General features: G+C 64.6%; 28 protein-coding genes. 11 read left to right on the top strand and 17 right to left on the bottom strand.

The annotated features are described in order from the left end of the window. Positions 1 to 251: 251 nt before the first annotated feature. Entirely contained in the window at positions 252 to 3,608 is a 3,357-nt protein-coding gene (locus ACVJ5M_RS27510; protein ID WP_354099489.1) for an autotransporter outer membrane beta-barrel domain-containing protein, read from the bottom strand. A 663-nt stretch (positions 3,609 to 4,271) separates the two neighbouring features. Here ACVJ5M_RS27510 and ACVJ5M_RS27515 point away from each other — a divergent pair. Continuing rightward, positions 4,272 to 4,730 (top strand): hypothetical protein, encoded by a 459-nt coding sequence (locus ACVJ5M_RS27515; protein WP_063983621.1) that lies wholly within the window; start codon positions 4,272 to 4,274, stop codon positions 4,728 to 4,730. Between the two features lies 1 nt (position 4,731). On the opposite strand, the gene ACVJ5M_RS27520 is transcribed toward ACVJ5M_RS27515, so the two are convergent. From ACVJ5M_RS27520 to ACVJ5M_RS27535, 4 genes are all read right to left on the bottom strand, one after another. Next, on the bottom strand, positions 4,732 to 5,553 hold the full coding sequence (locus ACVJ5M_RS27520) for a tetratricopeptide repeat protein (protein ID WP_283018688.1): 822 nt from the start codon (positions 5,551 to 5,553) through the stop codon (positions 4,732 to 4,734). Positions 5,554 to 5,585: 32 nt separating this feature from the next. After that, complete coding sequence (locus tag ACVJ5M_RS27525) at positions 5,586 to 6,269, bottom strand: substrate-binding domain-containing protein (protein WP_247311209.1); 684 nt, start codon at positions 6,267 to 6,269, stop codon at positions 5,586 to 5,588. An 18-nt stretch (positions 6,270 to 6,287) separates the two neighbouring features. Beyond that, positions 6,288 to 6,989 (bottom strand): GrlR family regulatory protein, encoded by a 702-nt coding sequence (locus ACVJ5M_RS27530; protein WP_283018687.1) that lies wholly within the window; start codon positions 6,987 to 6,989, stop codon positions 6,288 to 6,290. Between the two features lie 196 nt (positions 6,990 to 7,185). Then, positions 7,186 to 8,220: a glutamine synthetase beta-grasp domain-containing protein gene (locus ACVJ5M_RS27535; RefSeq protein ID WP_063983625.1), complete on the bottom strand. Its 1,035-nt coding sequence runs from the start codon at positions 8,218 to 8,220 to the stop codon at positions 7,186 to 7,188. A gap of 535 nt (positions 8,221 to 8,755) precedes the next feature. Here ACVJ5M_RS27535 and ACVJ5M_RS27540 point away from each other — a divergent pair. Beyond that, positions 8,756 to 8,959 carry a DUF2735 domain-containing protein gene (locus tag ACVJ5M_RS27540; protein WP_028147811.1) on the top strand — a complete coding sequence of 68 codons (204 nt, stop codon included), beginning with the start codon at positions 8,756 to 8,758 and terminating at the stop codon, positions 8,957 to 8,959. A 111-nt stretch (positions 8,960 to 9,070) separates the two neighbouring features. On the opposite strand, the gene ACVJ5M_RS27545 is transcribed toward ACVJ5M_RS27540, so the two are convergent. Then, a complete protein-coding gene (locus ACVJ5M_RS27545; RefSeq protein ID WP_063983627.1) occupies positions 9,071 to 9,397 on the bottom strand; it encodes an MliC family protein in 327 nt (108 codons plus the stop codon). A gap of 68 nt (positions 9,398 to 9,465) precedes the next feature. Here ACVJ5M_RS27545 and ACVJ5M_RS27550 point away from each other — a divergent pair, with 68 nt between their 5' ends. After that, on the top strand, positions 9,466 to 10,209 hold the full coding sequence (locus ACVJ5M_RS27550) for a tyrosine-protein phosphatase (protein WP_063983628.1): 744 nt from the start codon (positions 9,466 to 9,468) through the stop codon (positions 10,207 to 10,209). 23 nt (positions 10,210 to 10,232) lie between these two features. Next, on the top strand, positions 10,233 to 10,913 hold the full coding sequence (locus ACVJ5M_RS27555) for an SDR family oxidoreductase (protein WP_063983629.1): 681 nt from the start codon (positions 10,233 to 10,235) through the stop codon (positions 10,911 to 10,913). On the opposite strand, the gene ACVJ5M_RS27560 is transcribed toward ACVJ5M_RS27555, so the two are convergent. Then, the gene (locus ACVJ5M_RS27560) at positions 10,910 to 11,257 is read right to left on the bottom strand and encodes a GrlR family regulatory protein (RefSeq protein WP_063983630.1); all 348 of its coding nucleotides are present in this window, start codon (positions 11,255 to 11,257) and stop codon (positions 10,910 to 10,912) included. The genes ACVJ5M_RS27555 and ACVJ5M_RS27560 overlap by 4 nt on opposite strands. 143 nt (positions 11,258 to 11,400) lie before the next feature. Between ACVJ5M_RS27560 and ACVJ5M_RS27565 the strand changes: the two genes are divergently transcribed. From ACVJ5M_RS27565 to ACVJ5M_RS27575, 3 genes are all read left to right on the top strand, one after another. Continuing rightward, positions 11,401 to 12,087 carry a DUF2161 domain-containing phosphodiesterase gene (locus ACVJ5M_RS27565; protein ID WP_063983631.1) on the top strand — a complete coding sequence of 229 codons (687 nt, stop codon included), beginning with the start codon at positions 11,401 to 11,403 and terminating at the stop codon, positions 12,085 to 12,087. A 25-nt stretch (positions 12,088 to 12,112) separates the two neighbouring features. Continuing rightward, positions 12,113 to 12,412 carry a putative quinol monooxygenase gene (locus tag ACVJ5M_RS27570; protein ID WP_063983632.1) on the top strand — a complete coding sequence of 100 codons (300 nt, stop codon included), beginning with the start codon at positions 12,113 to 12,115 and terminating at the stop codon, positions 12,410 to 12,412. 85 nt (positions 12,413 to 12,497) lie between these two features. Next, positions 12,498 to 12,803 carry a hypothetical protein gene (locus tag ACVJ5M_RS27575; RefSeq protein ID WP_063983633.1) on the top strand — a complete coding sequence of 102 codons (306 nt, stop codon included), beginning with the start codon at positions 12,498 to 12,500 and terminating at the stop codon, positions 12,801 to 12,803. 79 nt (positions 12,804 to 12,882) lie between these two features. On the opposite strand, the gene ACVJ5M_RS27580 is transcribed toward ACVJ5M_RS27575, so the two are convergent. Together ACVJ5M_RS27580 and ACVJ5M_RS27585 are read right to left on the bottom strand one after the other, a co-directional pair. Further along, positions 12,883 to 13,494 (bottom strand): GNAT family N-acetyltransferase, encoded by a 612-nt coding sequence (locus ACVJ5M_RS27580; protein WP_028147806.1) that lies wholly within the window; start codon positions 13,492 to 13,494, stop codon positions 12,883 to 12,885. Between the two features lie 149 nt (positions 13,495 to 13,643). Then, on the bottom strand, positions 13,644 to 14,045 hold the full coding sequence (locus ACVJ5M_RS27585) for a PaaI family thioesterase (protein ID WP_028157491.1): 402 nt from the start codon (positions 14,043 to 14,045) through the stop codon (positions 13,644 to 13,646). A gap of 119 nt (positions 14,046 to 14,164) precedes the next feature. On the opposite strand from ACVJ5M_RS27585, the gene ACVJ5M_RS27590 reads away from it, so the two are divergent. Beyond that, positions 14,165 to 14,953, top strand: a complete 789-nt coding sequence (locus tag ACVJ5M_RS27590) for a cobalamin-binding protein (protein ID WP_063983634.1) — start codon at positions 14,165 to 14,167, stop codon at positions 14,951 to 14,953. Positions 14,954 to 15,133: 180 nt separating this feature from the next. Here ACVJ5M_RS27590 and kynU read toward each other — a convergent pair whose 3' ends face one another. The 5 genes from kynU to ACVJ5M_RS27615 all read right to left on the bottom strand — a co-directional run bounded on the left by kynU (position 15,134) and on the right by ACVJ5M_RS27615 (position 20,455). After that, positions 15,134 to 16,336 carry a kynureninase gene (kynU, locus tag ACVJ5M_RS27595; protein ID WP_063983635.1) on the bottom strand — a complete coding sequence of 401 codons (1,203 nt, stop codon included), beginning with the start codon at positions 16,334 to 16,336 and terminating at the stop codon, positions 15,134 to 15,136. Between the two features lie 7 nt (positions 16,337 to 16,343). After that, positions 16,344 to 17,183: a tryptophan 2,3-dioxygenase gene (gene kynA, locus ACVJ5M_RS27600; protein ID WP_014495717.1), complete on the bottom strand. Its 840-nt coding sequence runs from the start codon at positions 17,181 to 17,183 to the stop codon at positions 16,344 to 16,346. A gap of 34 nt (positions 17,184 to 17,217) precedes the next feature. After that, the gene (locus ACVJ5M_RS27605; RefSeq protein WP_063983636.1) at positions 17,218 to 18,027 is read right to left on the bottom strand and encodes an alpha/beta hydrolase; all 810 of its coding nucleotides are present in this window, start codon (positions 18,025 to 18,027) and stop codon (positions 17,218 to 17,220) included. Between the two features lie 372 nt (positions 18,028 to 18,399). Then, the gene (locus ACVJ5M_RS27610) at positions 18,400 to 19,677 is read right to left on the bottom strand and encodes an ArgE/DapE family deacylase (protein WP_063983637.1); all 1,278 of its coding nucleotides are present in this window, start codon (positions 19,675 to 19,677) and stop codon (positions 18,400 to 18,402) included. A 52-nt stretch (positions 19,678 to 19,729) separates the two neighbouring features. Then, a complete protein-coding gene (locus tag ACVJ5M_RS27615; RefSeq protein WP_063983638.1) occupies positions 19,730 to 20,455 on the bottom strand; it encodes a pyridoxamine 5'-phosphate oxidase family protein in 726 nt (241 codons plus the stop codon). A 75-nt stretch (positions 20,456 to 20,530) separates the two neighbouring features. Between ACVJ5M_RS27615 and pdxR the strand changes: the two genes are divergently transcribed. Beyond that, complete coding sequence (pdxR, locus tag ACVJ5M_RS27620) at positions 20,531 to 22,003, top strand: MocR-like pyridoxine biosynthesis transcription factor PdxR (protein ID WP_063983639.1); 1,473 nt, start codon at positions 20,531 to 20,533, stop codon at positions 22,001 to 22,003. 83 nt (positions 22,004 to 22,086) lie between these two features. After that, positions 22,087 to 22,332 carry a DUF6719 family protein gene (locus tag ACVJ5M_RS27625; RefSeq protein WP_063983640.1) on the top strand — a complete coding sequence of 82 codons (246 nt, stop codon included), beginning with the start codon at positions 22,087 to 22,089 and terminating at the stop codon, positions 22,330 to 22,332. A 3-nt stretch (positions 22,333 to 22,335) separates the two neighbouring features. On the opposite strand, the gene ACVJ5M_RS27630 is transcribed toward ACVJ5M_RS27625, so the two are convergent. Together ACVJ5M_RS27630 and ACVJ5M_RS27635 are read right to left on the bottom strand one after the other, a co-directional pair. Then, the gene (locus tag ACVJ5M_RS27630; RefSeq protein WP_063983641.1) at positions 22,336 to 22,701 is read right to left on the bottom strand and encodes a hypothetical protein; all 366 of its coding nucleotides are present in this window, start codon (positions 22,699 to 22,701) and stop codon (positions 22,336 to 22,338) included. Between the two features lie 59 nt (positions 22,702 to 22,760). Next, positions 22,761 to 22,925, bottom strand: coding sequence for a hypothetical protein (locus tag ACVJ5M_RS27635; RefSeq protein WP_166096179.1), 165 nt, complete (start codon positions 22,923 to 22,925; stop codon positions 22,761 to 22,763). A 413-nt stretch (positions 22,926 to 23,338) separates the two neighbouring features. On the opposite strand from ACVJ5M_RS27635, the gene ACVJ5M_RS27640 reads away from it, so the two are divergent. Next, a complete protein-coding gene (locus tag ACVJ5M_RS27640; protein WP_063986413.1) occupies positions 23,339 to 23,539 on the top strand; it encodes a hypothetical protein in 201 nt (66 codons plus the stop codon). A gap of 55 nt (positions 23,540 to 23,594) precedes the next feature. On the opposite strand, the gene ACVJ5M_RS27645 is transcribed toward ACVJ5M_RS27640, so the two are convergent. Further along, positions 23,595 to 24,143 carry a CreA family protein gene (locus ACVJ5M_RS27645; protein WP_028157500.1) on the bottom strand — a complete coding sequence of 183 codons (549 nt, stop codon included), beginning with the start codon at positions 24,141 to 24,143 and terminating at the stop codon, positions 23,595 to 23,597. Between the last annotated feature and the right edge of the window lie 155 nt (positions 24,144 to 24,298).

A 24,298-nucleotide genomic window follows, 5' to 3' on the forward strand; every position in this document is an offset into this window, starting at 1 on the left:
TCCCCGCAGCCCAAATAGCGACCGTTGAAATACCATTGCGCCGTTGCGGCGCCGGTCGCGCATGGACCCGTTAAGCGGGGCTCTGTGGAATCAGGTTTAGCGGGGGAACATCGCGGTGTCCGACCAATATCGGTCATCCGACAAAGCGCGCCGCCCTATTTGGCCGACTGCGTGATTAATATCACAGGAGGAACGCGGATATCGACATCACCAGTTGGCATTGGAGAGGCGTCGTTCGGGAAGTCGCCACCTCACCACGCATACCGCACGACGCCCTTGCCGGCGTAGCTCCTGGTGAGCTGAGAGAACTCGCGTTCGAAAGTGCCGGCGGCGGACCAACCGTTCAGCCATTTCTTTTCGGCAGAAGCGGTGACGAGCGCGGAGTCGCTGGCTTGCGCGGCGCCGCCAACGACAAAGGATGCGCCCGGCAGCGTCTGGAACGTCGCGCCGATATTGCGGTCGGGATTGAAATCATGCGCCCATGCCAGGCGCCCTCGCAGCGTGAAGATTCCGTCCGCCATCGCATATGATTTGTCGCTGCGAAGGCCGAGCTCGCTGCGCGTATCAGTGACACTCTTCGAGGCGTAGGCGAGCGCAAAGGTGTTGACGCCGGTTACCGCCTGCTCGGCATAGGCCGGCAGGTCGAAGGTGGTGAACTGTCCTGCCGCGTAGGGCGTGATGCCGATGCCGCCCATCCACGGGCTGACAAAGCGATAGCCGCCTTCGACGCGACCCGAGAAGGCATTGGCGTTGAACTGCGCGCGCAACTGGTCGATGCCGGCCACCGTCACGGTGCGGTTGGTGGTGATGTCCTGCCAGCCATAGGCCAGCGCGCCGGAGAGATACGCCGCACCCGCATTGTGCCGGACGAAGGCGCCGGCCTGGAACAGGTCAGATCGGCCAGAGCCGCCATTGACGACGCTGAAGTTCGTACCACCGCCGGCGAGCGCAAAGCCCGCCAGCGTATTCGGCGAGATACGGTAATCGGCGCCGACCGCGATGCCTGCGATGCGGCTGGTCGTGTTGTTGGAGCCGAGTGTCGTGTTGCCGTCCGTGGTCTGCGAGCCGCCATAGCCTGCCGCCCACACGCTCCAGCGCTGCGCGAACGGATCGGCCATGACGGGCGCCTTGGTGAACATCGCATTGGCGTCCCGCGCCGCACCGGAACGCGGTCTGTCCGGCGAGGCGTAGGCCGACGCGCCCGCGGATGATCCCGCTGAAACGCCATCGCCGCGACCGTCGATGAAGGGATCGGTCAGCACCCCCATGAACTGGTTCATTGCGTTGAAGGTCGTCTGCTGCGAGCCGGTCGCGGTCTCGCCGGAGGTTTGCGACAGCGCGGCTGAAAGATTGCTGCCGGTGAGACCAAACAGCGCGACAAAGCCCGGCGGCAGCGCGCCGCCATTGTTGAAGAAGTTGTTGAGCGTGGATGTGACGGTCTGCCCATTGCCCGGCAGCGAGGTGCCGGCGCCGAGCGAGGCCGTGAGGTTCAGCAACACATCGGACAGCGTGTAGCTCAGGCCGACAGTGAAACCGGGCAGGCTGCTGCTCACGCCGCTGAAGGTGGTGCCGCCGAGGCCGCCGGCCGCCGACAGGATGGTGTAGCTCTTGCGGACATAGGTTCCGGGCAGGAAGCTCGTCTGCACGGTGCCGCCGGTCAGGCTCGCGATGCCCGTGACATTGGCGCGGTCGGCGGCCGATGGCGAGACCTCGACGCGGTAGATGCTGCCGGCGCCGAACGCCAGATCGCCGCCGACCGTCAGCGTGCCGATCGAATTGCCGGGCGCGAGCACGCCGCCGGCGTTGACGGTGGTATTGCCGACGGTGCCGTTGCCGCCGAGCGTGCCACCGGCATTGACCGTCACCGCCGAATTGGCGATGGAGCCGTTGACCGCCAGCGTGCCGCCATTGACCGTGGTCGGCCCGCTATAGGTGTTGGTCGCGGTCAGGATGGTGGTGCCGTTCTCCACCGTCACCGACCCCGCGCCAGAAATGACCGGGGCGAATGTGTAGTTCGAGGCGGTGTGGTTGAAGACGATGCTGCCGGTGCCTGCCCCGAACACGACCGAGGGCGTGGTCAGCGTGCCCGGCGCGGCCGCGGCCTGACCGGAGGCGGCGCCGATATTGAGCGTGCCGGTCGAGCCGAGGTTAAGGGCGATTTGCATGCCCGAAGCCGCCGAGACGGCGCCGCCATTGGCGATCGTCAGCGTGCCGGTGCCGGAATAGCCAACAAAGAGCGAGCCGGAATTGGTCCAGGACGAGCCGGCGCCATCAACCGTCACGGTGCCGGTCGAATAGTAGCCGAGGAAGCCGTAGTTGTTGCTCACCGTGCCGCCGTTCTGGATCGTCAGCGTGCCGGCGCCGGAATAGCCAACAAAGAGCGAGCCGGAATTGGTCCAGGCCGAGCCGACGCCATCAACCGTCGCTGCGCCGGTCGAGCCGGCATTGAAGCCGAGAACGCCGGTGACGTTGCTCACCTTGCCGCCGTTCCGGATCGCCAGCGTGCCGGTGCCGGACCCGCCGACCACGAGGCCGGAATTGGTCCAGGAGGAGCCGGCACCGTCAACCGTCACGGTTCCGGTCGAGCCGACATTGTTGCCGAGATAGCCGGTGTTGCTGCTCACCGTGCCGCCGTTCCGGATCGTCAGCGTGCCGGTGCCGGAATTGCCGACAGAAAGATCGCCGGAATTGGTCCAGGACGAGCCGACGCCATCGACCGTCACGGTGCCGGTCGAGCCGGTATTGATGCCGAGACCGCCGGTGACGTTGCTCACCTTGCCGCCGTTCCGGATCGTCAGCGTGCCGGCGCCGACATAGCCGACCTCGAGGTCGCTGGAATTGGTCCAGGACGAGCCGGCGCCATCCACCGTTACGGTACCGGTCGAACCGAAATTTTGGCCGAGAACGCCGGAGGCGCTGCTCACCGTGCCGCCGTTCCGGATCGTCAGCGTGCCGGTGCCGGAATTGCCGACAGCGAGGTTGGTGGAATTGGTCCAGGCCGAGCCAGCGCCATCGACCGTCACGGTACCGGTCGAGCCGACATTGGACCCGATCAAGCCGATGTTGGTGTTGCTTACCGTGCCGCCGTTCTGGATCGTCAGCGTGCCGGTGCCGTAATAGCCGACAGCGAACAAGTTGGAAGCGGTCCAGGCCGAGCCGGCGCCATCAATCGTCGCGGTGCCGGTCGAGCCGGCATTGAAGCCGACATAGCCGTTGAAGTCGCTCAAGTTGCCGCCGCTCTGGATTGTCAGCGTGCCGGTGCCGGAAATGCCGACAAAGACAGTGTTCGCTTGCGCGCCGGCCGCTCCGACCACTGTGGCATTGGGCGCGACCGTGTCGATATTCACGTCGACCGCGCTGGTTGGAACGCCGGCCGACCAGTTGCCGGCGGTGAACCAGTCGGTTGAGGTGGCGCCGGTCCAGTCGGTGGCGCGCGATGGCGTCGATGTCGCCAGGACCAGTCCGAGCGCCACCGTGGAGCTGGTGCCCAGCAGGCGACGGGACAACGCGGCCAAGGTCAGCGCCGCAAAGCGGCTAATCGATCGCTTGCGCCCAACAACGGCCGCGCCGGTTTCCAGCGCGCCTTCAGACGCTACAAAATAAGACAACCCAAATCTCCCCGCAGCCCAGATAGCGACGTTTGAAATTCCGTTGCGCCTTTGCGGCGCCCGTCGCGCATGGACCCGTTAAGCGGGGCTCTGCGGTATCAGGTTTAGCGGGGGAACATCGCGGAGTCCGACCAATATCGGTCATCCGACAAAGCGCGCGCCATATTTGGCCGATTGCGTCATTAATATCACAGGAGGAACGCGGACAGGATATGAACGTCACCAGTTGCCTAAGAGGCGAGGTCCGTTGCGGGTCATTCGCGACCGGGTCGAACCAGTTAGCGGCGCCTCGCAGGGCCAATGCGGCTTGATGGTATCACCGCGGACATGATTCAAGCTCCGAAACTGGAGCCTCGAATCATGCACTACGAACTCAGACGCACCGAGGTCATCCGGCTTTTCAGCGCAGGGCCGGGAGCGGAGCCCACTCGCCGCATGATGCCATCATGCCCCTGTTTTGCCCGACGGGTCAATTGATTTTCGTAAAATACGAACTTAGTGATTTCGACGACTTGGCTACTGTGCATGGGGTTGTTTTTGACTTTTTTGTTTCGTGCGATCCCGGGCGGCCCTCCTCATGTTGTGGTTCAACGGCCCGTGCCGGAGCTGGTTCATCCTTGAGGCCCCTTCGAACCCGCCGGAGTGAGCGCACGACAAAGCGGCATGAACCAGACAGAGCCTTCAGCCGAAGCGCAGATCGCAGCGATCATCGCCAGCGCTGCAAAGCAGCCGCTGCTCGATGCGGCCTTCGAGCTCTGGTGCCGGCGCTACCGGTTCAACACACTCGACGGACGCCCGACCGACGAAGAGGTGCGCGTCTATCGCACCCTCACCCCGCAGCAGATGGCCGAGAAATACCGCTACGACCGCGACCACGCCCATGAGGGACCGATGTTCGGTTATGTGAAGCGCGCCCATCCACGCGCCGATGACGCAGCAATCCGGCAGGCCATCATCACCGCCGTGAAGTTCGAAGATGCCACCTTCGAGCACTTCAACTGGATAGGCGATTTCTGGGAGTGCGTCGTGCGCGCCGTCGCGCGCGCGGCCGCTCAATATCCGGACTTTCTCGATACGACTTATCGCGACGCCCGCAACAACGTCGCCTACTACTACAAGTGAGCTAGAAGCACAGCGTGGTGACGAGCTTGCCCTGCTTGTCCTTGATCGCATAGGGGCAGCGCAGCCGCTCCAGCGCCTTCTTGGCATCCTCGTCGCCGAGCGCGGCAGCGCGCTCGTAATAGGCCTTGGCGGCATCCTTGTCCTTCGCGCCGCCGCGGCCTTCCTGCGCGAAGGCGCCCATCCGCTCCAGCGCGCCGGGATGGTTTTGCGCCGCCGCCTTCTCGAACATCGCGCGCGCCGCGACGTCGTCCTTCTCGCCGCCGTTGCCGTTGGAGAGCATCAGGCCAAGCTGGTACTGCGCCTCCGCGTTGGTCTCGGCCGCCCTGCCGAGCAGCGCGCGCGCCTGTGCGGGGTCGGCCGGCGCAGCACCGCCGGCGCCGCCGAGCGCGGCAAGATTGCTGACACCGCGAGGATTGCCGGCCTGCGCCGCCCGCTCGAACAGCTTGCGTGCTTGTGCTTCGTCTTTCGCAACACCGGAGCCGGTGCCGTAGGCGACACCGAGCTCGACCATCGCCGCGCTCGAGCCCTTGTCGGCCGCCTTGCGCCAGGCGGCGATCGCCTCCGCCGTCTGCCGGTTGGCGGCATAGGCGCGGCCAAGCGCGAACATCGCGCGCCGCGACGACGGTGCGGCCTGCTTGCAGAATTTGACGGCGGTCGCAATGTCAGATGCAGCAAGCTCCGTCACGCCCTTCACATCGGCCGGCTTGTCGGGATCGCTGGGATCGGCGGCCAGCCGGTCGCACAGGACGAGATCGGCCGATTGCGCGTGCGCCAATAACGGCGTTGTAAGCGTGAGGAGGATGGCAAGGAGACAAGTCCGCATGGGCACCACGTTGCGTCTCTGCTCCGGCAAATTCAAGGCTCGAGTCCCGATTGGCGCAGCACCGGGACGACCTCCGGCGATGCCAGATAGCGCAGCAGCCGATCGGCCGCTTCGGCATGTCTGGCGTTGGCCATGCGGCCGGCGGAAAACACGGCCGGTGTCTGCAAATCGTGCGGGATCGGGCCGACGACCTCGATGCCCTCGACCTGCTTCAGCTCACTGATCTGCTGCACGGCGAGGTCAGCCTCGCCGCTGACGAGCCGCTCCGCCGTAAAGCCCTGCTCGACGATGGTGGCCTTGGCGTTGATCTCGGCCGCGATGCCCCATCGCTGGATCAACTGGGCGAAATAGACACCGCTCGCGCCCAGCCGCGAATAGGCGACGGATCGCGCCGCGAGCAGCGACTTGCGCAATGCAGCTTCGCTGGAGATATCGGGATGCGCCTGCCCTGCCCGCACGGCGATGCCGACGAAGGAGCGCGCCAGATCGGCTGCGCTACCTGCGGCCACGCGGCCCTCGCCGATCATCTCGTCGAGCCCCTCACGGGTCAGGATGACGAGATCGGCGGCCTCGCCGTCGCGTAGTCGTTTCAGCAGTGCCAGGGTCGGCGCGAAGTCGGCATCGACGTGGATGCCGTGAGCGGCCTCGAAGGCGGAGGACAGGCTGCGCATCGCGCCCATCAGGCCGAGCGTCGAGAGCATGCGAATGTTTTCCATGGGCTATTCCTGTCGCGATCAGGCGCGGTGCATCAGCTTGAGCGCGGCGGTCAGGCGCAGGCTGCGCTTGCCGACGAGCGCCGTTGCCTCCAGTACAGCCTGCTCCGCGTCATAGGTGCCGGAGAAACCGATGCCGACCTCGTGGCCGCCGAAGATCGGATCGTCCTTGGCCGGCGTGTGCTCCTGATTGAGGATCTGCCCCTTCCAGCGGCCATTCGCAGCAGTGTAGCTGCCGAGATAGTAGAACGAGGCATCGCCGCCGAGGATGCGGCCCTGGTTGAGCAGCATCACGCCGGTGAGCCCGCCATCGACGCCGTCGAGCATGCGAAGGTGGATCGAGTAGAGCCCGTCGGCGATGCCGGCCTCGCCGACACCGCCCGCGATCGGCACCTCGTCTTCGGTGATCGGCGTCATCACCGACTGGAACGGCACGCCGGGCAGCTCTTTCAGCTCGCCCTTGAAGCGATAGAGATCGCCGTCGGCCCAGCCTTTCGCGAGCAAGGTCGCATCGTCGGTGCCGGCCATGGCGCGGTAGTTCGGGTCCGGGTTGTGGCGGACCGTCTTGATGACGATGTCGACGCCGGCTTCGGTCCTCTCATAGGTGCCGATATGAGCGAAGGCCGAATTGCCGCCGAGCATCTTTCCATTGCCGACATGCATCACGCTCCGGCCGACCGCGTCGCCGAGCTGAAATCGCACCTTGTAGAAGCCTTCAAACACCAGCCGTGTCCCCGGCCCCGCGCATCCCGGGGCATTCTATCCCGGTTTCGCCGGCGATGGACAGACTTCAAGCCGGCATGGCCGGCAGACCCACAACAACGGCTGTCATCGGAATGCAAAAATCCGCCGGAGCTTTGAAGCTCCGGCGGATTGAAGACCAACCCGGGCCAGCCCCCCGGCCCGGGCCGGGAGGATCTTAGGCCGCGGCCTTCTTGTCGGCCGGCACGGACGCGATCGTCTTCAGGATCTGCGAAGCGATCTGGTATGGGTCGCCCTGCGAGTTCGGACGGCGGTCTTCCAGATAGCCCTTGTAGCCGTTGTTGGCGAAGGAGTGCGGAACGCGGATCGACGCGCCGCGATCGGCAACGCCGTAGCTGAACTTGTTCCACGGCGCGGTCTCGTGCTTGCCGGTCAGACGCTTGTCGTTGTCCGGGCCGTAGACGGCGATGTGGTCCATCAGGTTCTTGTCGAAGGCCGCCATCAGCGCCTCGAAGTACTCCTTGCCGCCGACCGTACGCATGTACTCGGTCGAGAAGTTGGCGTGCATGCCGGAGCCGTTCCAGTCGGTGTCGCCGAGCGGCTTGCAGTGGAACTCGATGTCGATGCCGTACTTCTCGGTCAGGCGCAGCATCAGGTAGCGGGCCATCCACATTTCGTCAGCGGCCTTCTTGGAGCCCTTGCCGAAGATCTGGAATTCCCACTGGCCCTTCGCGACTTCCGCGTTGATGCCTTCATGGTTGATGCCGGCCGCCAGACAGAGGTCGAGATGCTCTTCGACGATCTTGCGGGCGACGTCGCCGACGTTCGAGAAGCCGACGCCGGTGTAGTACGGACCCTGCGGGGCCGGATAGCCGGAGGCCGGGAAGCCGAGCGGACGGCCGTCCTTGTAGAAGAAGTATTCCTGCTCGAAGCCGAACCATGCGCCGGCGTCATCGAGGATGGTGGCGCGCTTGTTGGATGCGTGCGGGGTCTTGCCATCGGGCATCATGACTTCGCACATCACGAGCACGCCGTTGGTGCGCGCGGCGTCCGGGAACACGGCGACCGGCTTCAGCACGCAATCGGAGCTGTGGCCTTCGGCCTGCTGCGTGGAGGAGCCATCGAAGCCCCAGAGCGGAAGCTGCTCGAGCGTCGGGAACGACGCGAATTCCTTGATCTGAGTTTTGCCGCGCAAGTTCGGAGTCGGCGTATATCCGTCGAGCCAAATGTACTCGAGCTTATACTTGGTCATTGAGCCTCTCTGTAGATGATGCGAAAGGTGGGGTTGAGAGCCCCCGCACGTTTGTACCCGGCCATCATCGGCCGACCCTCTACAAGCATTTTGCGTGCCAAAAGGCCGCAGCGCGGGTGGTTTTCCACCGCGGCCGGGGTCGGCCCGCCGACGGCAAACCGTCCTCGGCGGCGTGCGTCATAGCCGCGCACCTTCGCGTGAAGCTGCACCGCAAAAATCCCGCGGAAAACGCCTGATTCTGGAGCAGACGCATCGTTGCCGGAGGTTGCCGATGAAACGCGCATCAACGTCCGGCAACTTTCGCAAAGTCCTGCGCCCTGCCTAGCAACCTTTGGAATGGCCCAGGCGTTAGCCACCGACGCGGTGCCTTAGGGGATGCAGAGGGTCACATGCCTACAGATTAGGCAGCAACTGATTTCCTTTTCAGCACTTTCCAATTCGGGATGCGCGGCCGATATGGAGAATTCAGTAACCACAATCGAACGAGTCGGGCGCACCATGGAGGCCAAGGCGCTTCGACCCAGGAGCAATCGCAATGATGAATAATGGTCTGAATCACGGATCTGCAACGATCTACCAATTCCCTGTCGGGGGCCGCGCGGCTCTCGCCGGACGCCGCTATGGCGACACCCGCCTTCCCGCCGATCATGCTTCGCTTCCCGCGAACGTCTCGATCTGCAGCGACAGCTGGTACCACCAGGATGCGGTCGACGAAGCAAAGCCCAAATGGGAACGCTAATGTTTGTGTTTGGTATGATACCGCCGCGCGCGCGCAAGCGTCCGACGGAAGTTTGAAAAAGGGTCGAAACAACGAGGTTTCGGCCCTTTTTGATTCCTGCTGGACTCCCGGCTAGAGGGCGGGCTTTTCGATCACCGTGCAGGAAGTGACCGGCCGCTTCAGATGCTGGACCGTGGTCGCTCCGGTCTTGCCGATCCTCAGCGTGATCCCTGCCCCCGAATAGCGGGTGCCAGAAAGCGCCAGCCGCTTCTTCAGCGTGACAGGTTCGCCGTCGATTTGGAGGAAGGCGCGTTTGTCATCGTCATAAAATCCCACGATGAACTGCGTACCATCGGCACAGCGATAGGTCCGGAACGTCTGCGCATCCGCCTGTCCCGCACCGATAATTCCGCCCGACAGCATGGTGATCGCCAAAACAATGGCCTTGTGCCGGCCCATGATTGCCCCCTGAATGCACTCAAAGACGCCGCAGTGCGTCCAGTGGAAACATAACCCAAGCTGATCTCATGCCAGATTCCCCTGCCCGCCACCTCGCCCTGCAAGGCGCCAGCAATTTTCGCGACCTCGGCGGCTATCCGACTTCGGATGGCCGCGCCACGCGCTGGCGCCACATCTTCCGCTCCAACCATCTCGGCCAGCTCACGGCCGCCGACGTCGAAATCGTCCGCGCGCTGGGCGTGCGCAGCGCCTTCGATTTTCGCGGCGTCGAGGAGCGCGCGGCCGGCGTCTGCGTCGTGAACGAGATCACGGTGCATTCGCTGCCGATCGAGCCGACCGTGGTGGCCGCGCTGCGCGCCGAGCTTGCCGAGGGCAGGCTCACCGCGCCGGTCGCGCTCGAACTCATGCGGGAGTCCTACCGCAACTATGTCCGCCACAACACGCACAGCTTTCGCGCGCTGTTCGGCCATCTCCTGGAAGACCGCGCGCCGCTGGTGATCCACTGCACCGCCGGCAAGGACCGCACTGGCTTTGCAAGCGCGCTGATCTTGCATGCGCTCGGCGTGGCCGACGAGGTCATTGCCGAGGACTACCTGTTGACCAACCAACACTACAGGCGCGACGCATCGAACGCTTCCGATCTTCCCGCCGACGTCCTCGATGCGATCGGCGGCGTCGAAGCCTCATATCTTGGTGCTGCCTTCGAGGCCGTCTCCAACGAATATGGCGGTCTCGAAACCTACTTGCGCGACGGCCTCAAGCTCGGCACACCGGAGCAAACCGCGCTGAAGGCGCGTTATCTGCAATCGTAAGCGGCCGTGCCGGGAGAACGACGATGCAAGGCAAGGTTCTGATCGTGACGGGCGCGCTCGGCGCCCTTGGCAAGGTTGTCGCCGAGACAGCGTTGGCGCGCGGCGCGCGTGTGGCCGGCATCGATCACGCGCCCTCGCAGATGTCGGCAACGCCCGAACGCATCGAGATCGGCGGCGTTGATCTGTCCGACCCAGCACAAGCGAAGACGGCGGTCGAGGCGGCGGCAAAGCACTTCGGCAGGCTGGATGCGCTGATCAACATCGCCGGCGGCTTCGCGTTCGAGACCGTGGGCGACGGCGACATCAAGACGTGGCAGCGCATGCATGCGCTCAACGTGCTGACGGCCCTCAACACCTCGCACGCGGCGCTGCCGCATCTCGCCGCGTCCGGGGCTGGCCGCATCGTCAATATCGGCGCCATGGGCGCGCTTCAGGCAGGTTCCGGCATGGGCCCCTATGCGGCGTCGAAAGCCGGCGTGCATCGCCTCACCGAGGCGCTTGCCAACGAGTGGAAGGGCAAGGTGACCGTGAACGCGGTGCTGCCATCGATCATCGACACCAAGGCCAACCGCGCCGACATGCCGAAGGCGGATTTTTCCAAATGGGTGACGCCGCAGGAACTCGCCGAAGTGATCCTGTTCCTCGTCAGCGATGCCGCGAGCGGCGTCACCGGCGCGCTGATCCCGGTGAGCGGCCGGGTTTAGTCCGGCACCAATAGCCGCAGATCGCCTTTGAAGCGGATGCTCTGCTTGCCGGCGAGCGCGATGCCTTCGCCATAGGCGGTCTCGCCTGTGTAGGTGCCGCTGAAGCCGATAGTCACGACCTTGCGGCCCCACACCGGGCGCTCGTCGAACGAGGGCGAATGCTCCTCGTTGGTCAACTCGCCCTTCCACTTGCCGTCGGCCGAGGTGTAGCTGCCATAGGCGAAGAAGAATGAATCGCCGCCTCGCATGGTGCCGTCGCGCAGCACCATGACGCCCTGATTGCCGCCCTGGACGGCATCCAGCATCTCGATGCGAATGTGATAGAGGCCATTCCTGATCGTCATCTTCGTAAAGCGCCCGACTGTCCCGGTCGCAGGATAACCGCACCATCGGTTCCCGATCAAATGGCGCAGAGCCACAACTGCGTTCCGGGCTAAACTGGCCGCAACTGATTCTCGGATCGGAACGCAAGACCCGGACGCTTTCCTTGGAAACCGCGCTTTATCTACCCGTCAAACGCTTCCTCGAAGAGCTCGGCTTCACGGTCAAGGGCGAGATCGGCGGCTGCGACCTCGTCGGCCTCAGCGCGGGCGATCCGCCTGTCGTGGTGATTGGTGAGCTCAAGCTCGCCTTCAATCTCGAGCTGATCCTCCAGGCGGTTGACCGCGCACCGGCCGGCGACGAGGTCTGGATCGCTGCAAAGATGTCGATCCGCGGCAAGGGACGCGAGAGCGATGCGCGTTATCGCAATCTGTGCCGCCGCCTCGGCTTCGGTATGCTTGGGGTCACTGACCGCGGCCAGGTCGAGGTGCTGGTGAAGCCACCGACGGCAGCGCCGCGCCGCGAGCCGAAAAAGCGCTCTCGCCTCGTCGCCGAACATCAGCGCCGCCAGGGCGATCCCGTTCTCGGCGGCAGCACCCGCGCGCCGATCATGACGGCCTATCGCCAGCAGGCGCTGGCCTGTGCGTCGGAACTCGTCGGCGGGCCACGAAAGGTGCGCGAATTGCGCAAGCGCTGTCCCGATGCCGGCAAGATCTTGCTTAACAATGTGTATGGCTGGTTCGAACGTGCGGACCGGGGAATCTACGGGCTGACCGAGGCCGGACACGCGGCGCTGAAACGCTGGCCGCAGGCACCGATGAAAGAAACGCCCCGCGAGGCATCGCCCCCCTAGCGGAAATCACGTCGGGAGACAGCGCATGATCGTTGTGACTGGCAGCGTAACGGTCCGCACCGAGACGTTCGACGAGGCGCGCCGCCTGAGCCTCGAGCATGTTCATCGGTCGCGACAGGAACCCGGCTGCATCTCCCATGGAGTGCATGTCGACTGCGAGAATCCGCTCAGGCTGGTGTTCCTCGAGCAATGGGCCGACCGCGCCGCGCTCGCCGCCCACTTTGCGGTACCTGCATCCGGCGAGTTCGTGCGCACCTTGCGCTCGCTGGCCACGGGGCCAACCACGCTCGACCTCTATGAGGCCGACAGGCTCGAAAAGCTGTGAGCGCATAGCTGTGATGCCACACCAAATTCATATTGCAATGCAACATCTCCGGCACTAGGTATCCCGGCATCAAACCGAGGCCGTTATGAGCGCAGACTGGAACACTAAATATGGCACGCGGCGCGTGCGCCACGATCCGCCGACCCTGGACGAGGCGATCTTCGCCGCCGTCGGCATCACCGACGATCATGAGCAGCAGGCCGAGATCGCGGCAGCGCTGATGGGGATGCCGATCGAAATCGTGCAGGCCGAGGTGAAGAAGCAGGCCCGCACCAACGGCCGCATCACCGCCACACGCGTGATCGCAGGCGAACAGGGTGCGCAGCGCTCGGTGGTGGTCGAACGCCGTGTCGTCCGCCGCTTCGGCAACGACAAGCGCACCGGTACCTGAGCGCTCAATTCCCTATCCCCAATACGAAAGCGGACCGGTTTTGCCGGTCCGCTTTTTTGATTCCAGTCCGCGTTGGGATTTAGGCGGCGCGATTGCCGTACATGCTGGAGATGATCTTCCAGCAGGTCGAGTTGAAGCTGAGAAGAGCGCGGCCGGCCGTGAAGGGCGAGGCCGCGAGTTCAGCGAGCTCGGCCTCGGGCGTCTTGGCGAGATCGATCGTGCCGGTCGATTCGCCATGGCGGAATTGCAGATTCGCCCCGAACTTCCTGGCGAGCGCGCGCATGGCGTGATTCTCGGCGCCGGTGGTGATGCGCAGGCGCTTGTAGCCTTTCCAGCGCGCTTCCGCGATCAGCCGGCTGAACAAGATGGTGCCGACATTCTGGCGCCGTGCCGAGGCTTCCACGCTGAAGGCGACCTCGGGCAACGAATCGTCCTCCGGCGGATGCAGCTCGGCCGCACCGCGGACCACGCCGTCGACGATGTAGGCGACAATCACGGTGCCGTCCTCGGCGCAGCGGGCGGCGTAACGCTCGATGAAGCTGTCGTCGAGAAAGCCGTTGAAACGGTCGTGCCGGCTTGCGGAATCAAGCCGCAGGAGGTGATCGCGCAGAAGCGGCAATTCTTCCTGCTGGCTCAAGGTCCGCACATAGCCCGGAACGGGCGTCGTGCGGGTCGTGTCTTCAAGTACCACGTCAAAACTCCTCTTGGTGTCCCTCGAGGAGGCGTTCGAATCCCTAGGTCCCCAATATTGTGCGTCGCAACATATTTTTCAAGACGGGAACCTGCCCAAGTTTCAGGCCTCGAGGCGACCAATTCGTTAACAAAATCAAGCCCCCGTAGTCATACGAGGACCAGCTGGGTCTGGGTCACCACGGCAACCAGCTTGCCGTCCTCGGTCTCCAGCCGGGTGCTCCAGACCTGGGTCCGCCGTCCCCGATGGACCGGTGTAGCCGTGGCGATAACCGTGGTTCCCTCCTTCGCCCCGCCGATGAAGTTGGTCTTGCTCTCGAGCGTCGTGGTGCCCTTGGCATCCTCCGGGAGATTGATCACGGTCGCGGCGGCACCGACGGAATCGGCGAGCGCCATCACCGCCCCGCCGTGGATGGTGTGGTGGAGCGTGCAGAGGTCGGGCCTGACCGTCATCCGTGCCACCACGCGGTCCTTCTCGGCCTCGACGAACTCGACGCCCTTGAGCTCGGCAAACGGCATCTTCATCGCTTTAAGTTTCTCGAGCGGCGTCATCGGATCTCCTCCCAATTCATTGTTGTTTCAGCGTGAATTGCTTCGGGCAGCAAAGCAATGACGCCCGAGGTAATAGCCCTGCTGACATCGGCGGCGGCATTTGCGCATATGCTCTTCCCATGCGCCACTTCCCGCCCCGCCGCATCGTCTGCCTGACCGAAGAGACGGTCGAAACGCTGTACCTGCTCGGCGAGCAGGACCGCATCATCGGCGTCTCCGGCTACGCCGTCCGTCCGCCCCAAGTGCGGCGGGAGAAGCCGCGGGTGTCGGCCTTCGTCTCAGCAGACATCCCGAAGATCCTGGCGCTGGAACCGGAGCTGGTGCTGGCCTTCTCTGACCTCCAGGCCGGCATCGTCGCCGATCTCGTGCGCGCGGGCGTCGACGTCCATGTTTTCAATCAGCGCGACATCGCCGGGATTTTGGCGATGATCCGGACACTTGGTGCCCTGGTCGGCGCCGCTGAACGCGCCGAAGGCCTTGCCCGTGATCTCGAACGGCGCCTCGCAGAGATAGCGGCAACACCTCGCCCATCGGCGCGGCCAAAGGTCTATTTCGAGGAATGGGACGATCCGTTGATCTCAGGCATCGGCTGGGTGTCCGAGTTGATCGAGATCGCCGGCGGCGAGGATGTGTTTCCGGAGCTGCGACATCGGCAGGCGGCAAAGGATCGCATCGTTTCGGCGGAGGCGGTGCGCGAGGCAGCGCCCGACGTGATCCTTGCCTCCTGGTGCGGCAAGAAAGTCGTCCCTGCCCGCATCCGCGCGCGCGATTGCTGGAACGAGATCCCCGCCGTGCGCGACGACCGCATCGTCGAGATCAAGTCGCCGATCATCTTGCAGCCGGGGCCGGCGGCGCTGACGGATGGGCTGGATGCGATCGTGACGGCGTTGTGGGGTGGACTCAAATAGCTTGATCGCAGCTTTCGTGTCCCGGACGCGCAGCAACGCGTCAGCGTTGCTGCGCAGAGCCGGGACCCATCTCGATACGGAGTTCAGTGCAACGTGGGCCCCGGCTCTGCAGCGCACCGCACCGGACGATGCTTCGCATCGCCGGGGGCGCTGCGCCGCGTCCGGGGCACGAGACCTTCTTCAGGTCACCGCGTTCACGACCTGATATTCCGGCCGACGCCAGACCTCGCCTGCAATCACCTCCTCGATGATCTCGGCTGCTCGCATGATCTCGCTCTCCCCAATGTAGAGCGGTGTAATCCCGAACCTCATGATGTCAGGCGCGCGGAAATCGCCGATGAGGCCGCGGGCGATCAGGGCCTGCATGGCGGCGTAGCCGCCGTCGAAGGCGAAGGAGACTTGTGAGCCGCGGTGCTCGTGCGCGCGCGGGGTGACGAGCTTGAGCTCGGGGCAGCGGCGTTCGACCTCGGCGATCAGGAGATCGCCGAGCGCCAGTGAACGCGCACGGACCTCACGAATGTCGACCATGTCCCAGATGTCGAGCGAGGCCTCCAGCGCCGCCATTGCAAGCACCGGCGGGGTGCCGACGCGCATGCGCTCGACGCCGCCGGCCGCCGCGTAGGCAAGCTCGAACGCAAACGGCTTGGCGTGGCCCATCCACCCCGACAGCGCGGCGCGCACGCCGTCGGCGTGGCGCGGCGCGACGTAGAGGAATGCCGGCGCCCCGGGGCCGGCGTTGATGTATTTGTAGGTGCAGCCGGCGGCGAAATCGGCGCCGCAGCCAGCGAGATCGACCGGCAGCGCGCCGGCCGAATGCGCGAGGTCCCAGACCGTGACGATGCCGAGCGCATGCGCCTTCGCGGTCAGCGTCGCCATGTCGTGGCGCCGTCCGGTGCGGTAGTCGACCTCGGTGATGTAGAGGACCGCAATCTCCTCCGACAACGCGGCCTCGATCTCTTCCGGCGCCACCAGGCGCAATTGATGGCCGCGGCCGAGCGTCGCGATCAGGCCCTCGGCCATGTAGAGATCGGTCGGAAAGTTTCCGGTGTCCGATAGCACGACCTTGCGCGAGGCGTTCATGTCGAGCGCGGCGGCGAGGGCCTGGTAGACCTTGAGCGACAGCGTGTCTCCGACCGTCACGGAGCCGGCTTCCGCACCGACCAATCGCGCGATGCGATCGCCGACATGGCGCGGCTGGGCATACCAGCCCGCACTGTTCCAGGCGCGGATCAGCTCGTTGCCCCACTCGGCCGTGATGACGTTGCCGACGCGCTCGGCAACGCCCAGCGGCAGCGCGCCGAGCGAATTGCCGTCGAGATAGATCACGCCCTCAGGCAAATGGAACAAGGCCCTGGTGTCGTCATAGACGCGAAGCTTGGTCATGGGATCTCTACAGAATCGTGCGGACGCGCCAGAGCTCGGGGAACAGCTCCACCTCCAGCATGCGCTTGAGATAGCTGACGCCACCGGTACCGCCGGTGCCGCGCTTGAAGCCGATGACGCGCTCGACCGTCGTGACGTGGTTGAAGCGCCAGCGCCGGAAGTAGTCCTCGAAGTCGACCAGCTTCTCGGCAAGCTCGTAGAGCATCCAATGCGTCTCCGGCGCTTCATAGACGATACGCCAGGCCTGGAGCACGCCCTCGTTGAAGCTGTGGGTTTCGCGAACGTCGCGCGCCAGCACGGACGCGGGCATCTTGAGCCCGTTGCGGTCGGCGAGCCGCAGCACCTCGTCGTACAGGCTCGGCGTGGCAAGCTCGCCTTCGAGCAGCCTGGTCGTTTCCACATCGTGCGCGTGCGGCTTGAGCATGGCGTGGTTGCGGTTACCGACCAGAAATTCGATCAGCCGGTACTGACGCGACTGGAAGCCCGAGGACTGGCCAAGCTGCGAGCGGAAACGCGTATACTCGCTGGGAGTCATGGTGCGCAGTACGTCCCAGGCGCCGTTGAGCTGCTCGAAGATGCGCGACATCCGCGCCAGCATCTTCATCGCGGGCTGCACTTCGTCCCTGGCGATGGCGCGGCGCGCGGCGCTGAGCTCGTGGATGGCAAGCCGCATCCACAGCTCCGTGGTCTGATGCTGGATGATGAACAGCATCTCGTCATGGGCCTCCGAGAGCGGATGCTGCGCGCCGAGGATCGCATCCAGCGCCAGATAGTCGCCGTAGGACATACGCCGGGCGAAATCGGTCTCGGCGCCTTCGCTCGTGGGATCGTAATCGCTGGACGTCATGGCAGGCCCTTTCGATCGATCGATCCTCGCCGCGTCAGTCGAGGCCGATCAGGCGCGCGGTGATCGGGGACGACGGATCCTTCAGTCCGTCGATCACCGTAAAATGGTTGAGCCCGGGATCGACGACGAGGCGCGTCGGCACGTCGAAGCCGGTCCAGACATTGGCGATCAGATCGGACTGCCGCATGAATTCGGGCCGCTCGCCGCCGCCGACCCAGGCCGTGACCGGCGAATGTCCCCGCGGCAGGTGCAGCGCCGCGCTTTCAAGCGTCGCCTCCTCCATGGTCATGCGCAGCGTGTCGTTCATCTTCGTCTTCAGCAGCGGTCGCAGATCATGCAGCCCACTGATCGAGAGCGTGCCGGCGATGCGGTTGTAGACGGCAGGCTCGAGCCGGCTGTCGTTGCACAGCATGCGCGTGACGAGATGGCCGCCCGCGGAATGGCCGGCGAGCCGGATCGGGCCGGAGACGAGCGAAGCCGCCTTGGTGATCGCGGCGGTGATCTCTGCGGTGATGTCGGAGATGCGCGCGGCCGGCGTCAGCGTGTAGCTCGGCAGCGCCACCGTCCAGCCGTGATGCCGCGCGCCTTCGGCCAGATCGGTCCAGGTCGACTTGTCGAAGCGCATCCAGTAGCCGCCGTGCACGAAGACGACGAGGCCCTTGCTGTCGCCGTCTGGCAGGATCAGGTCGAGACGCTGGCGCTCGCCCGGGCCGTAGGAGACGTCCGCGCGGAAGTCTTTCAGGCCGGTGCGATAAGCCGCCGCCCGCTCCGCCCATTGGGCCGGCATCTTGTCCGAGCCCGGAATATGGGCCGAATTGGCATAAGCATCATCCCAATCGCGCATCGTGACACCCAAGTATTCGGCCAGTCGAACTGGGCGCCAGTCTGCCACCAGTCAGGACGGCGTCCTAGTCTTTCTTTTAAGCTTAAAGCATTTGGACGCGCCCGTGTTTCGGGCAGCGGCCGTCCCGGCCGAGATGCCGTAGGGTGGGCCAAGCGACTTGTCCGCCGTAGCTCGAAGAGCGAAGGCGGAAGGTGCCCACCACTTCGTTCGGGGTAGAAGAGAGATGGTGGGCACGGCGCAAGGGCGCCTTTGCCCACCCTACAGGACCGTCCGCCCGTCATTGCGAGCGCAGCGAAGCAATCCAGTCTGCTTCCGCAGCGACGGTCTGGATTGCTTCGTCGCAAGGGCTCCTCGCAATGACGGCGGAGAGACCTACGCCTTCTCCACCCCGCACCAATCCGCGATGAACAGGGCCATCGCCTTGGTCGACTTCTTCAGCGACTCCAGGTCGACGAATTCGTTGAAGCCGTGCATCTCGCCGCCGCTCGCGCCGAAGCAGAGGCTCGGGATACCGTGATTGAGACCGTAGAAGCGGGTGTCGGTAAGCGCGGTGAAGACGAGGTCTTGGATTTCACCGCCATAGACGGTGTTGAAGGCCTTGCCGAACGCGGCCTCGGGCGCCGCGGAGTCGGTCAGTTCATATCCCTCCGACAGGAAGCCCGACCATTCGACCTCCGGCGGATTGTTGGCAAGGAAGCGGTGGTTGCGCGCGGCAGCCGCAACGCAGGCCACGATCTCCTTCTGGTGATCGGCGATCGACCAGCCCGGCAGGACCGCGATGCGGCAATCGACGTCGCACCAGGCCGGCACGCTGGAAGCCCAGTCGCCGCCCTTGATGATGCCGGGGTTGAAGTTGATGGGATGGTTCAGCGTCTTGAAGTGCCGATCGGCTTTCGCGCGCTCGTTCCACTCGATCTCGAGTTTTTGCAGCGCCTGGATCAAATGATAGGCCGCCATGATTGCGTTGGCGCCGGAGCCGGCGAAGGCAACGTGGGTCGGATGGCCCTTCACGCGCAGGCGAAACCAGATCACGCCGACCTGCGAGCGCACCATCTTGCCGCCGGTCGGCTCCGGGATGAAGCAGGCGTCGGCACGATAGCCGCGCTGCAATGTCGAGAGCGCGCCGACGCCGGTGCTCTCCTCCTCGATCACGGACTGGAAGTGGATCCGCGCCGTCGGCTTGAAACCCGCCGCCTTGATCGCGTCCAGCGCGTAGAGCGCGCCGATCGTGCCCGACTTCATGTCGCAGGCGCCGCGGCCAAACATCTTGCCGTCCTTGATGACGGGCGAGAATGGCGGCGTGTCCCACAGTTCCAGCGGCCCCGCGGGCACAACGTCGCAGTGCCCCTGGAGGATCAGCGATTTGCCGCCATTCGTTTGCGGACGGTAGGTGCCAACCACCGTGCGCGCCTTGGAGAAATCGTGCTCGATCGGACCGAAACCACGCAGATCCTTGAGGTCATCGACATCGATGTGCCAGTCGTCGACCTCGTAGCCGCGTTCGCGCAGGAGGTCGCCGATCATGTCCTGGCACGGCCCCTCGGCCCCGCGGGTCGAAGGGATCGCAACGAAATCGCTTGTGGTCGCAAGCTGGGCTTCGAAGCCGACATCGACGGCGTCAAGAATCCTCTGCTGCGTTTCGGCATTCATCGGGCAACTCCAGGCATCCAATTGGTCAATGGTGCGCGCAAGCTAGCCGATTTCAGCCGTTCGGGTACTCCACAAAATAAGCATCCCGCAATGCATCTTCGAGCAGCCGGCCTTCCGAATAGCCATTCAGCGTCGCAGGCCGGGTTACACCATCCAGCAGGCGCGGGCACGGCTCCGGCGCGCCCAAGACGGTGCGCACGGGGATGCGCTCGGCATAGATCGGCAATTCGTAGTCCTCGTCGTCGTCAGCCACACCCTTGGCGCGGACTTTGGCCGAGGCCTCCTCGATCTCCATCGCGATGAAGGAGGTCGCCTTGATCTCCTGCGTGTTGCTCTGACGCAGGGTCGCGGTGCGGTCCGGGAAGAAGCGATCGACCATGGCAATCACCGCCCGCTCCTTCTCCTCGGAATCGGTGACGAGATAGGCAGTGCCGAACGCCATCACGGCGCGGTAGTCGGCGGAATGGTTGAAGCCGCAACGCGCCAGCACGAGGCTGTCGAGATGAGCGACCGTCAGGCAGACGCGCTCGCCCCTGGTCTGGTTGCGCAGCATGCGGCTGGCGCTCGAGCCATGCCAGTACAGCTTCGTTCCTTCGCGCCAGAAGAAGGTCGGCGTGCAATAGGGCTGGCCGTCGATCACATAGGAGACCTGGCAGAGCATCGAGGAATCCAGGATGCGGTGAACGGTGTCGTGGTCGTAGAAGCCGCGGTCGTGACGGCGCTTCACCTGGTTGCGCGCTGACGTCGGATAGGAATTTTGGCTTTCAGCTTGGCTCACGGCCGCTCCTGTCGGGATTGGAACAATTCCAGGAGAGTTGTAGCCGCGGATTTGGTCTGCGATAGTGCCAATTCCATGCGAAAAATTCCGACCAATTTTGCCCCCTCGCCGGCCAAGGCCGAACTGCCGCTCGACCTCACCGGCCCGCATATCACCGCGGGCGCGTCATCGGCGCACCGGCTGTACCAGGCGTTGTGCGACATGATCGTCTCTGGCCTCGTCAAACCCGGTGAGCCGCTGCCGCCGTCGCGGACGCTGGCCAAGCAGACCGGCTTCCGCCGCAACGCCGTCGTCACTGCCTATGAACGGCTGATCGCTGACGGCTTTGCCGCTGCGACCGTCGGCTCCGGCACCTTCGTTGCAGCGCGGATACCGGCGCGCGCCGCCGAACCAAAGAAGCCGAAGGCCGTGGTCGAAGCGCCGCGACAGGGCGCATTCTCGCTCGGCTGTACCCATATCGACGAGCGCGCGCTGCAGCGCTTCCGTGCCTTCGTCGGGCGGCGCATGCGCGCGTTCGGGCCCGAGCATCTGCATTATGGCGATCCGCGCGGCAGCCGCGAGCTGCGCGCGGCGATCGCCGATCACCTGCTGTCGGCGCGTGGCCTGCGCTGCGACCCGGATCAGATCATGCTGACCTCGGGCACGCTGCACGCGCTGCGCATCGTGCTAAGCGCGATCCTGAAGCCCAACGACCAGGTCTGGTGCGAGGACCCGGGCTACCCCGCCGCGCGAAACACCATTTCGCATTGCGGTTATCGCGCCGTGCCCGTCCCCGTCGACGAGCACGGGATACGTGTCGCCAAGGGCCGCACCGCCGCATCGTCCGCACGCGCGGCCTATGTGACGCCGTCGCACCAGTTTCCGCTGGGCGTGCAGATGTCGATGCCGCGACGGCTGGAGCTGCTGGATTGGGCGAGGCAGGCCGGCGCCTTCGTGCTCGAGGACGACTACGACAGCGAGTTCCGCTATGACGGCGCGCCGTTGATGTCGCTTGCCGGCATCGATCATCTCCAGCGCGTGATCTACATGGGCACGTTTGCCAAGACGCTGTTTCCCGGCCTGCGCATCGGCTATTGCGCACTGCCCGAGCGCCTGATCGCGGACGTCACGGCCGCGCGCGCTGCGCTCGACCGCTTTCCCGGCACGCTGATGGAGGGCGCGGTGGCCGACATGCTCAATTCCGGCGCGTTCGCCGCCAACCTGAAGCGCGTGCGCAAGCTTTATCGCGAGGCGCGCGACGCGCTGGCTGAGACCCTGGAAGCAGCATCCGACGGTGCGTTGTCGGTGCCTGTGCCGTCGCAAGGGCTGCACCTCGTCGCCCGGTTCGATCCGTCGGTCGAGCTTACCGTCGCGGCGCAGGCGAAGCAGGCCGCGGGCGCAGAAGGCTGGCTGCTGGCCGACACCTATTCGCGCACGCGTCCCCTGCCCGGGTTCGTGCTGGGATTTTCCGGCCACGCGGTTCCGCAACTCGTGGCCTCCGCCGAACGGCTCGCGCTGGAGTCGCGCGGCGCCTTGCGCGCGAGGAGCAAATCGGCCCGGCGGGCGTGACGAACGTTCACTATGAGAAACGTTCGCTATGAGAATCGCCTGCCGCTCCCTACATTGCGGCATCGATGCCGGGACCTCACATCATGCTGCTGCGCCGCGCGACCTGCCTCTCGCTGCTGATCTCCGTCGCCCTCGCGACGGCGGCGCATGCCGTCACCGTCGGACGTGAACAGGACATCACGGATCTCAAGCTCGGCCAGCGCGTGCAAGTGGATGACGGAACCTGCCCCGCCGGGCAGGTCAAGGAAGTGCGCGGTGCGAGAATGACCGACAAGGGCGTGGCGCGGACCATCGCCTGCGTGCCGCGCTACGGTCCGAAATCGAAGTGATGGTTACGACTTCGCCGGGTCGAACATGCACTGCAAGGTCGGTTTGGCGATCTTGGTGAAGGTCGAGCCGATCTCGCCCTGCTTGGACGCGGGCACCCAATCAGTCTCGATCGTTGGCACGCCGGTCTCGCTGATGCCGCGCAACAGCGCCTCGCGCAGATCGCGGTCCTCGACGGCAGCAACGGCGTGATCATGCAGGCAGCCGCAGACCTCCTCGGGATGCTCCCAGCGCCCGAGCATCCGCGGCGCACACTGACGCATGAACTCGCTGCGGGGATCCGGTAGCCTCGAAGGAGCGCGAACCTGCGCGTGGGCAGCGCTGATCGTCAGAAGCGAAACGAACGCTGCGGCGCAGAATCGGACAATCATGATGGCCTTTATCGGCTGGTTTTTCTTGTGATTTTTCTTTTGATTTTCTTGGCTGTCGATCAGAAACGCGCAGCGACCACGATCGGCTGCGGCGCCGTGGTGGTGACCGGCGAGCCGCTGTACTGGAAGGTGCCGACACCCGGGAGATTGCCGTCCGGCGCCCCCGCGAACGAAGAGCCGGCGAGCACGAAAGCGAAGGCAAGGATGAAGCTGAGCGTGCGCATGATCTCGTGTCCCAATTCCTTGGCCGGCGGTGCGTCGTCGTTGTGAAGCTGATAACCATGCGTCGTTTCGCGCGTGATGCGCCAAAAGCGGAAAATGGTTTCGTCTTTGTGAGAATTGTTTCGTCACGCGCCAGGCGACGAAACATTCAGCGGAAAATCCCAGTCTTTTCAAATGGGTCGCGCCGCGCCTGAAAGTGGCCTTGCAGGCTCTGTCCGTGCTTGGAAGCAGACCCACACTGCGCGCCGTCACACGCGCGCCTTCCGCACTTCACATGCATTTTACGTTTTTCTGCTGAAGAGAAGCCCGAACGAGGGCTGGGTTCCGTCGAACCGGCGGCGAATCGACTGCGACTCAAGCCATCGAAACCGAGAAGTCCGGAACCACCGGGCGCGTTCAGTTGAGGGATGCCATCATGACGGCGCAAGATCGCGCAACGCCGCGCGACGCGGACCTACGGACGGACCGCGCCGACCAACCCAGCCGGGTCGCTTCAATCGGGGCAATGTCGCTGCAGTCGGGCCGCGGCCACGAGGCCGCGCCACAAGCATTCGTGCGGCTGACCGGCTCGCATCTCGCAAAACCGCGCGCCAGCCGCACTCTCGTCACTGAGTGAACGCGAGCGCGTCACTGGGTGAACGCAAGAGCGTCACTGAGTGAACGCACGCGCGTCACTGAGTGAAGAACTCGCCGCACTTCTGGACGTTTGCGTCAGCCGGTCCCCACGGCATGACCGGTACCGTCGAGGTCGAGTTCTTCGGCGAGCCCTCGATCAGCCGGTCCGAATAGACCATGTAGACCAGCACATTGCGTTTGGCGTCACAGCCGCGCACGATCTGCATCTTCTTGAAGAACAGCGAGCGGCGCTGGCGGAACATGTCGTCGCCCTGCTCCATCTTGTTCTTGAACTTGATCGGACCGACTTGGCGGCAGGCCAGCGAGATATCCGAGACCTCCTCGGCAAGGCCGAGCCAGCCCTTGAAGCCGCCCTTCTCCGGCACCGTGAAATGACAGGCCACGCCCTCGACCTCGGGGTCGTCGAGGCCGTAGGTCGCGAGCTTGTCATTCGGGCTCATCCATTTGAATACCGTCGAGCGGCGGAAGATCAGATCCGGCTCGTCGGCGGCGATTGCAGAACTCGCTGGGACAGCGAGCAACAGGAGGAATAAAGCAAGGCCTTTCAAGCGGATGCCGGAAAGACCGGGGAAACGAGATGACATGAAGTTCTCCGGTAACAAGTCCCGGCAATGTAGGCATGCGACAGCCGGTCAGGAAGACGACCGGCAGCCGTCGCGGCCGCCGTTTACCGCTCCGTGAGGCTTTTTTGCTACGTCATGGACAAAATTCGCTGATGGCAGAACTGCCGTGCTAGTGA

The sequence above is a fragment of the Bradyrhizobium sp. S3.7.6 genome, assembly GCF_054061875.1.

Bases quoted from the DNA above. Each gene is read 5' to 3' on its own strand.
- kynA (WP_014495717.1), bottom strand. From the start codon at position 17,183: ATGACGTCCAGCGATTACGATCCCACGAGCGAAGGCGCCGAGACCGAT.
- ACVJ5M_RS27570 (WP_063983632.1), top strand. From the start codon at position 12,113: ATGATCGTTGTGACTGGCAGCGTAACGGTCCGCACCGAGACGTTCGAC.
- ACVJ5M_RS27525 (WP_247311209.1), bottom strand. From the start codon at position 6,269: ATGGAAAACATTCGCATGCTCTCGACGCTCGGCCTGATGGGCGCGATG.
- ACVJ5M_RS27590 (WP_063983634.1), top strand. From the start codon at position 14,165: ATGCGCCACTTCCCGCCCCGCCGCATCGTCTGCCTGACCGAAGAGACG.
- ACVJ5M_RS27645 (WP_028157500.1), bottom strand. From the start codon at position 24,143: ATGTCATCTCGTTTCCCCGGTCTTTCCGGCATCCGCTTGAAAGGCCTT.
- ACVJ5M_RS27605 (WP_063983636.1), bottom strand. From the start codon at position 18,027: ATGCGCGATTGGGATGATGCTTATGCCAATTCGGCCCATATTCCGGGC.
- ACVJ5M_RS27515 (WP_063983621.1), top strand. From the start codon at position 4,272: ATGAACCAGACAGAGCCTTCAGCCGAAGCGCAGATCGCAGCGATCATC.
- ACVJ5M_RS27625 (WP_063983640.1), top strand. From the start codon at position 22,087: ATGCTGCTGCGCCGCGCGACCTGCCTCTCGCTGCTGATCTCCGTCGCC.
- ACVJ5M_RS27585 (WP_028157491.1), bottom strand. From the start codon at position 14,045: ATGACGCCGCTCGAGAAACTTAAAGCGATGAAGATGCCGTTTGCCGAG.
- pdxR (WP_063983639.1), top strand. From the start codon at position 20,531: ATGCGAAAAATTCCGACCAATTTTGCCCCCTCGCCGGCCAAGGCCGAA.
- ACVJ5M_RS27640 (WP_063986413.1), top strand. From the start codon at position 23,339: ATGACGGCGCAAGATCGCGCAACGCCGCGCGACGCGGACCTACGGACG.
- ACVJ5M_RS27550 (WP_063983628.1), top strand. From the start codon at position 9,466: ATGCCAGATTCCCCTGCCCGCCACCTCGCCCTGCAAGGCGCCAGCAAT.
- ACVJ5M_RS27560 (WP_063983630.1), bottom strand. From the start codon at position 11,257: ATGACGATCAGGAATGGCCTCTATCACATTCGCATCGAGATGCTGGAT.
- ACVJ5M_RS27575 (WP_063983633.1), top strand. From the start codon at position 12,498: ATGAGCGCAGACTGGAACACTAAATATGGCACGCGGCGCGTGCGCCAC.
- ACVJ5M_RS27545 (WP_063983627.1), bottom strand. From the start codon at position 9,397: ATGGGCCGGCACAAGGCCATTGTTTTGGCGATCACCATGCTGTCGGGC.
- ACVJ5M_RS27610 (WP_063983637.1), bottom strand. From the start codon at position 19,677: ATGAATGCCGAAACGCAGCAGAGGATTCTTGACGCCGTCGATGTCGGC.
- ACVJ5M_RS27555 (WP_063983629.1), top strand. From the start codon at position 10,233: ATGCAAGGCAAGGTTCTGATCGTGACGGGCGCGCTCGGCGCCCTTGGC.
- ACVJ5M_RS27540 (WP_028147811.1), top strand. From the start codon at position 8,756: ATGATGAATAATGGTCTGAATCACGGATCTGCAACGATCTACCAATTC.
- ACVJ5M_RS27520 (WP_283018688.1), bottom strand. From the start codon at position 5,553: ATGCGGACTTGTCTCCTTGCCATCCTCCTCACGCTTACAACGCCGTTA.
- ACVJ5M_RS27635 (WP_166096179.1), bottom strand. From the start codon at position 22,925: ATGCGCACGCTCAGCTTCATCCTTGCCTTCGCTTTCGTGCTCGCCGGC.
- ACVJ5M_RS27535 (WP_063983625.1), bottom strand. From the start codon at position 8,220: ATGACCAAGTATAAGCTCGAGTACATTTGGCTCGACGGATATACGCCG.
- ACVJ5M_RS27630 (WP_063983641.1), bottom strand. From the start codon at position 22,701: ATGATTGTCCGATTCTGCGCCGCAGCGTTCGTTTCGCTTCTGACGATC.
- kynU (WP_063983635.1), bottom strand. From the start codon at position 16,336: ATGACCAAGCTTCGCGTCTATGACGACACCAGGGCCTTGTTCCATTTG.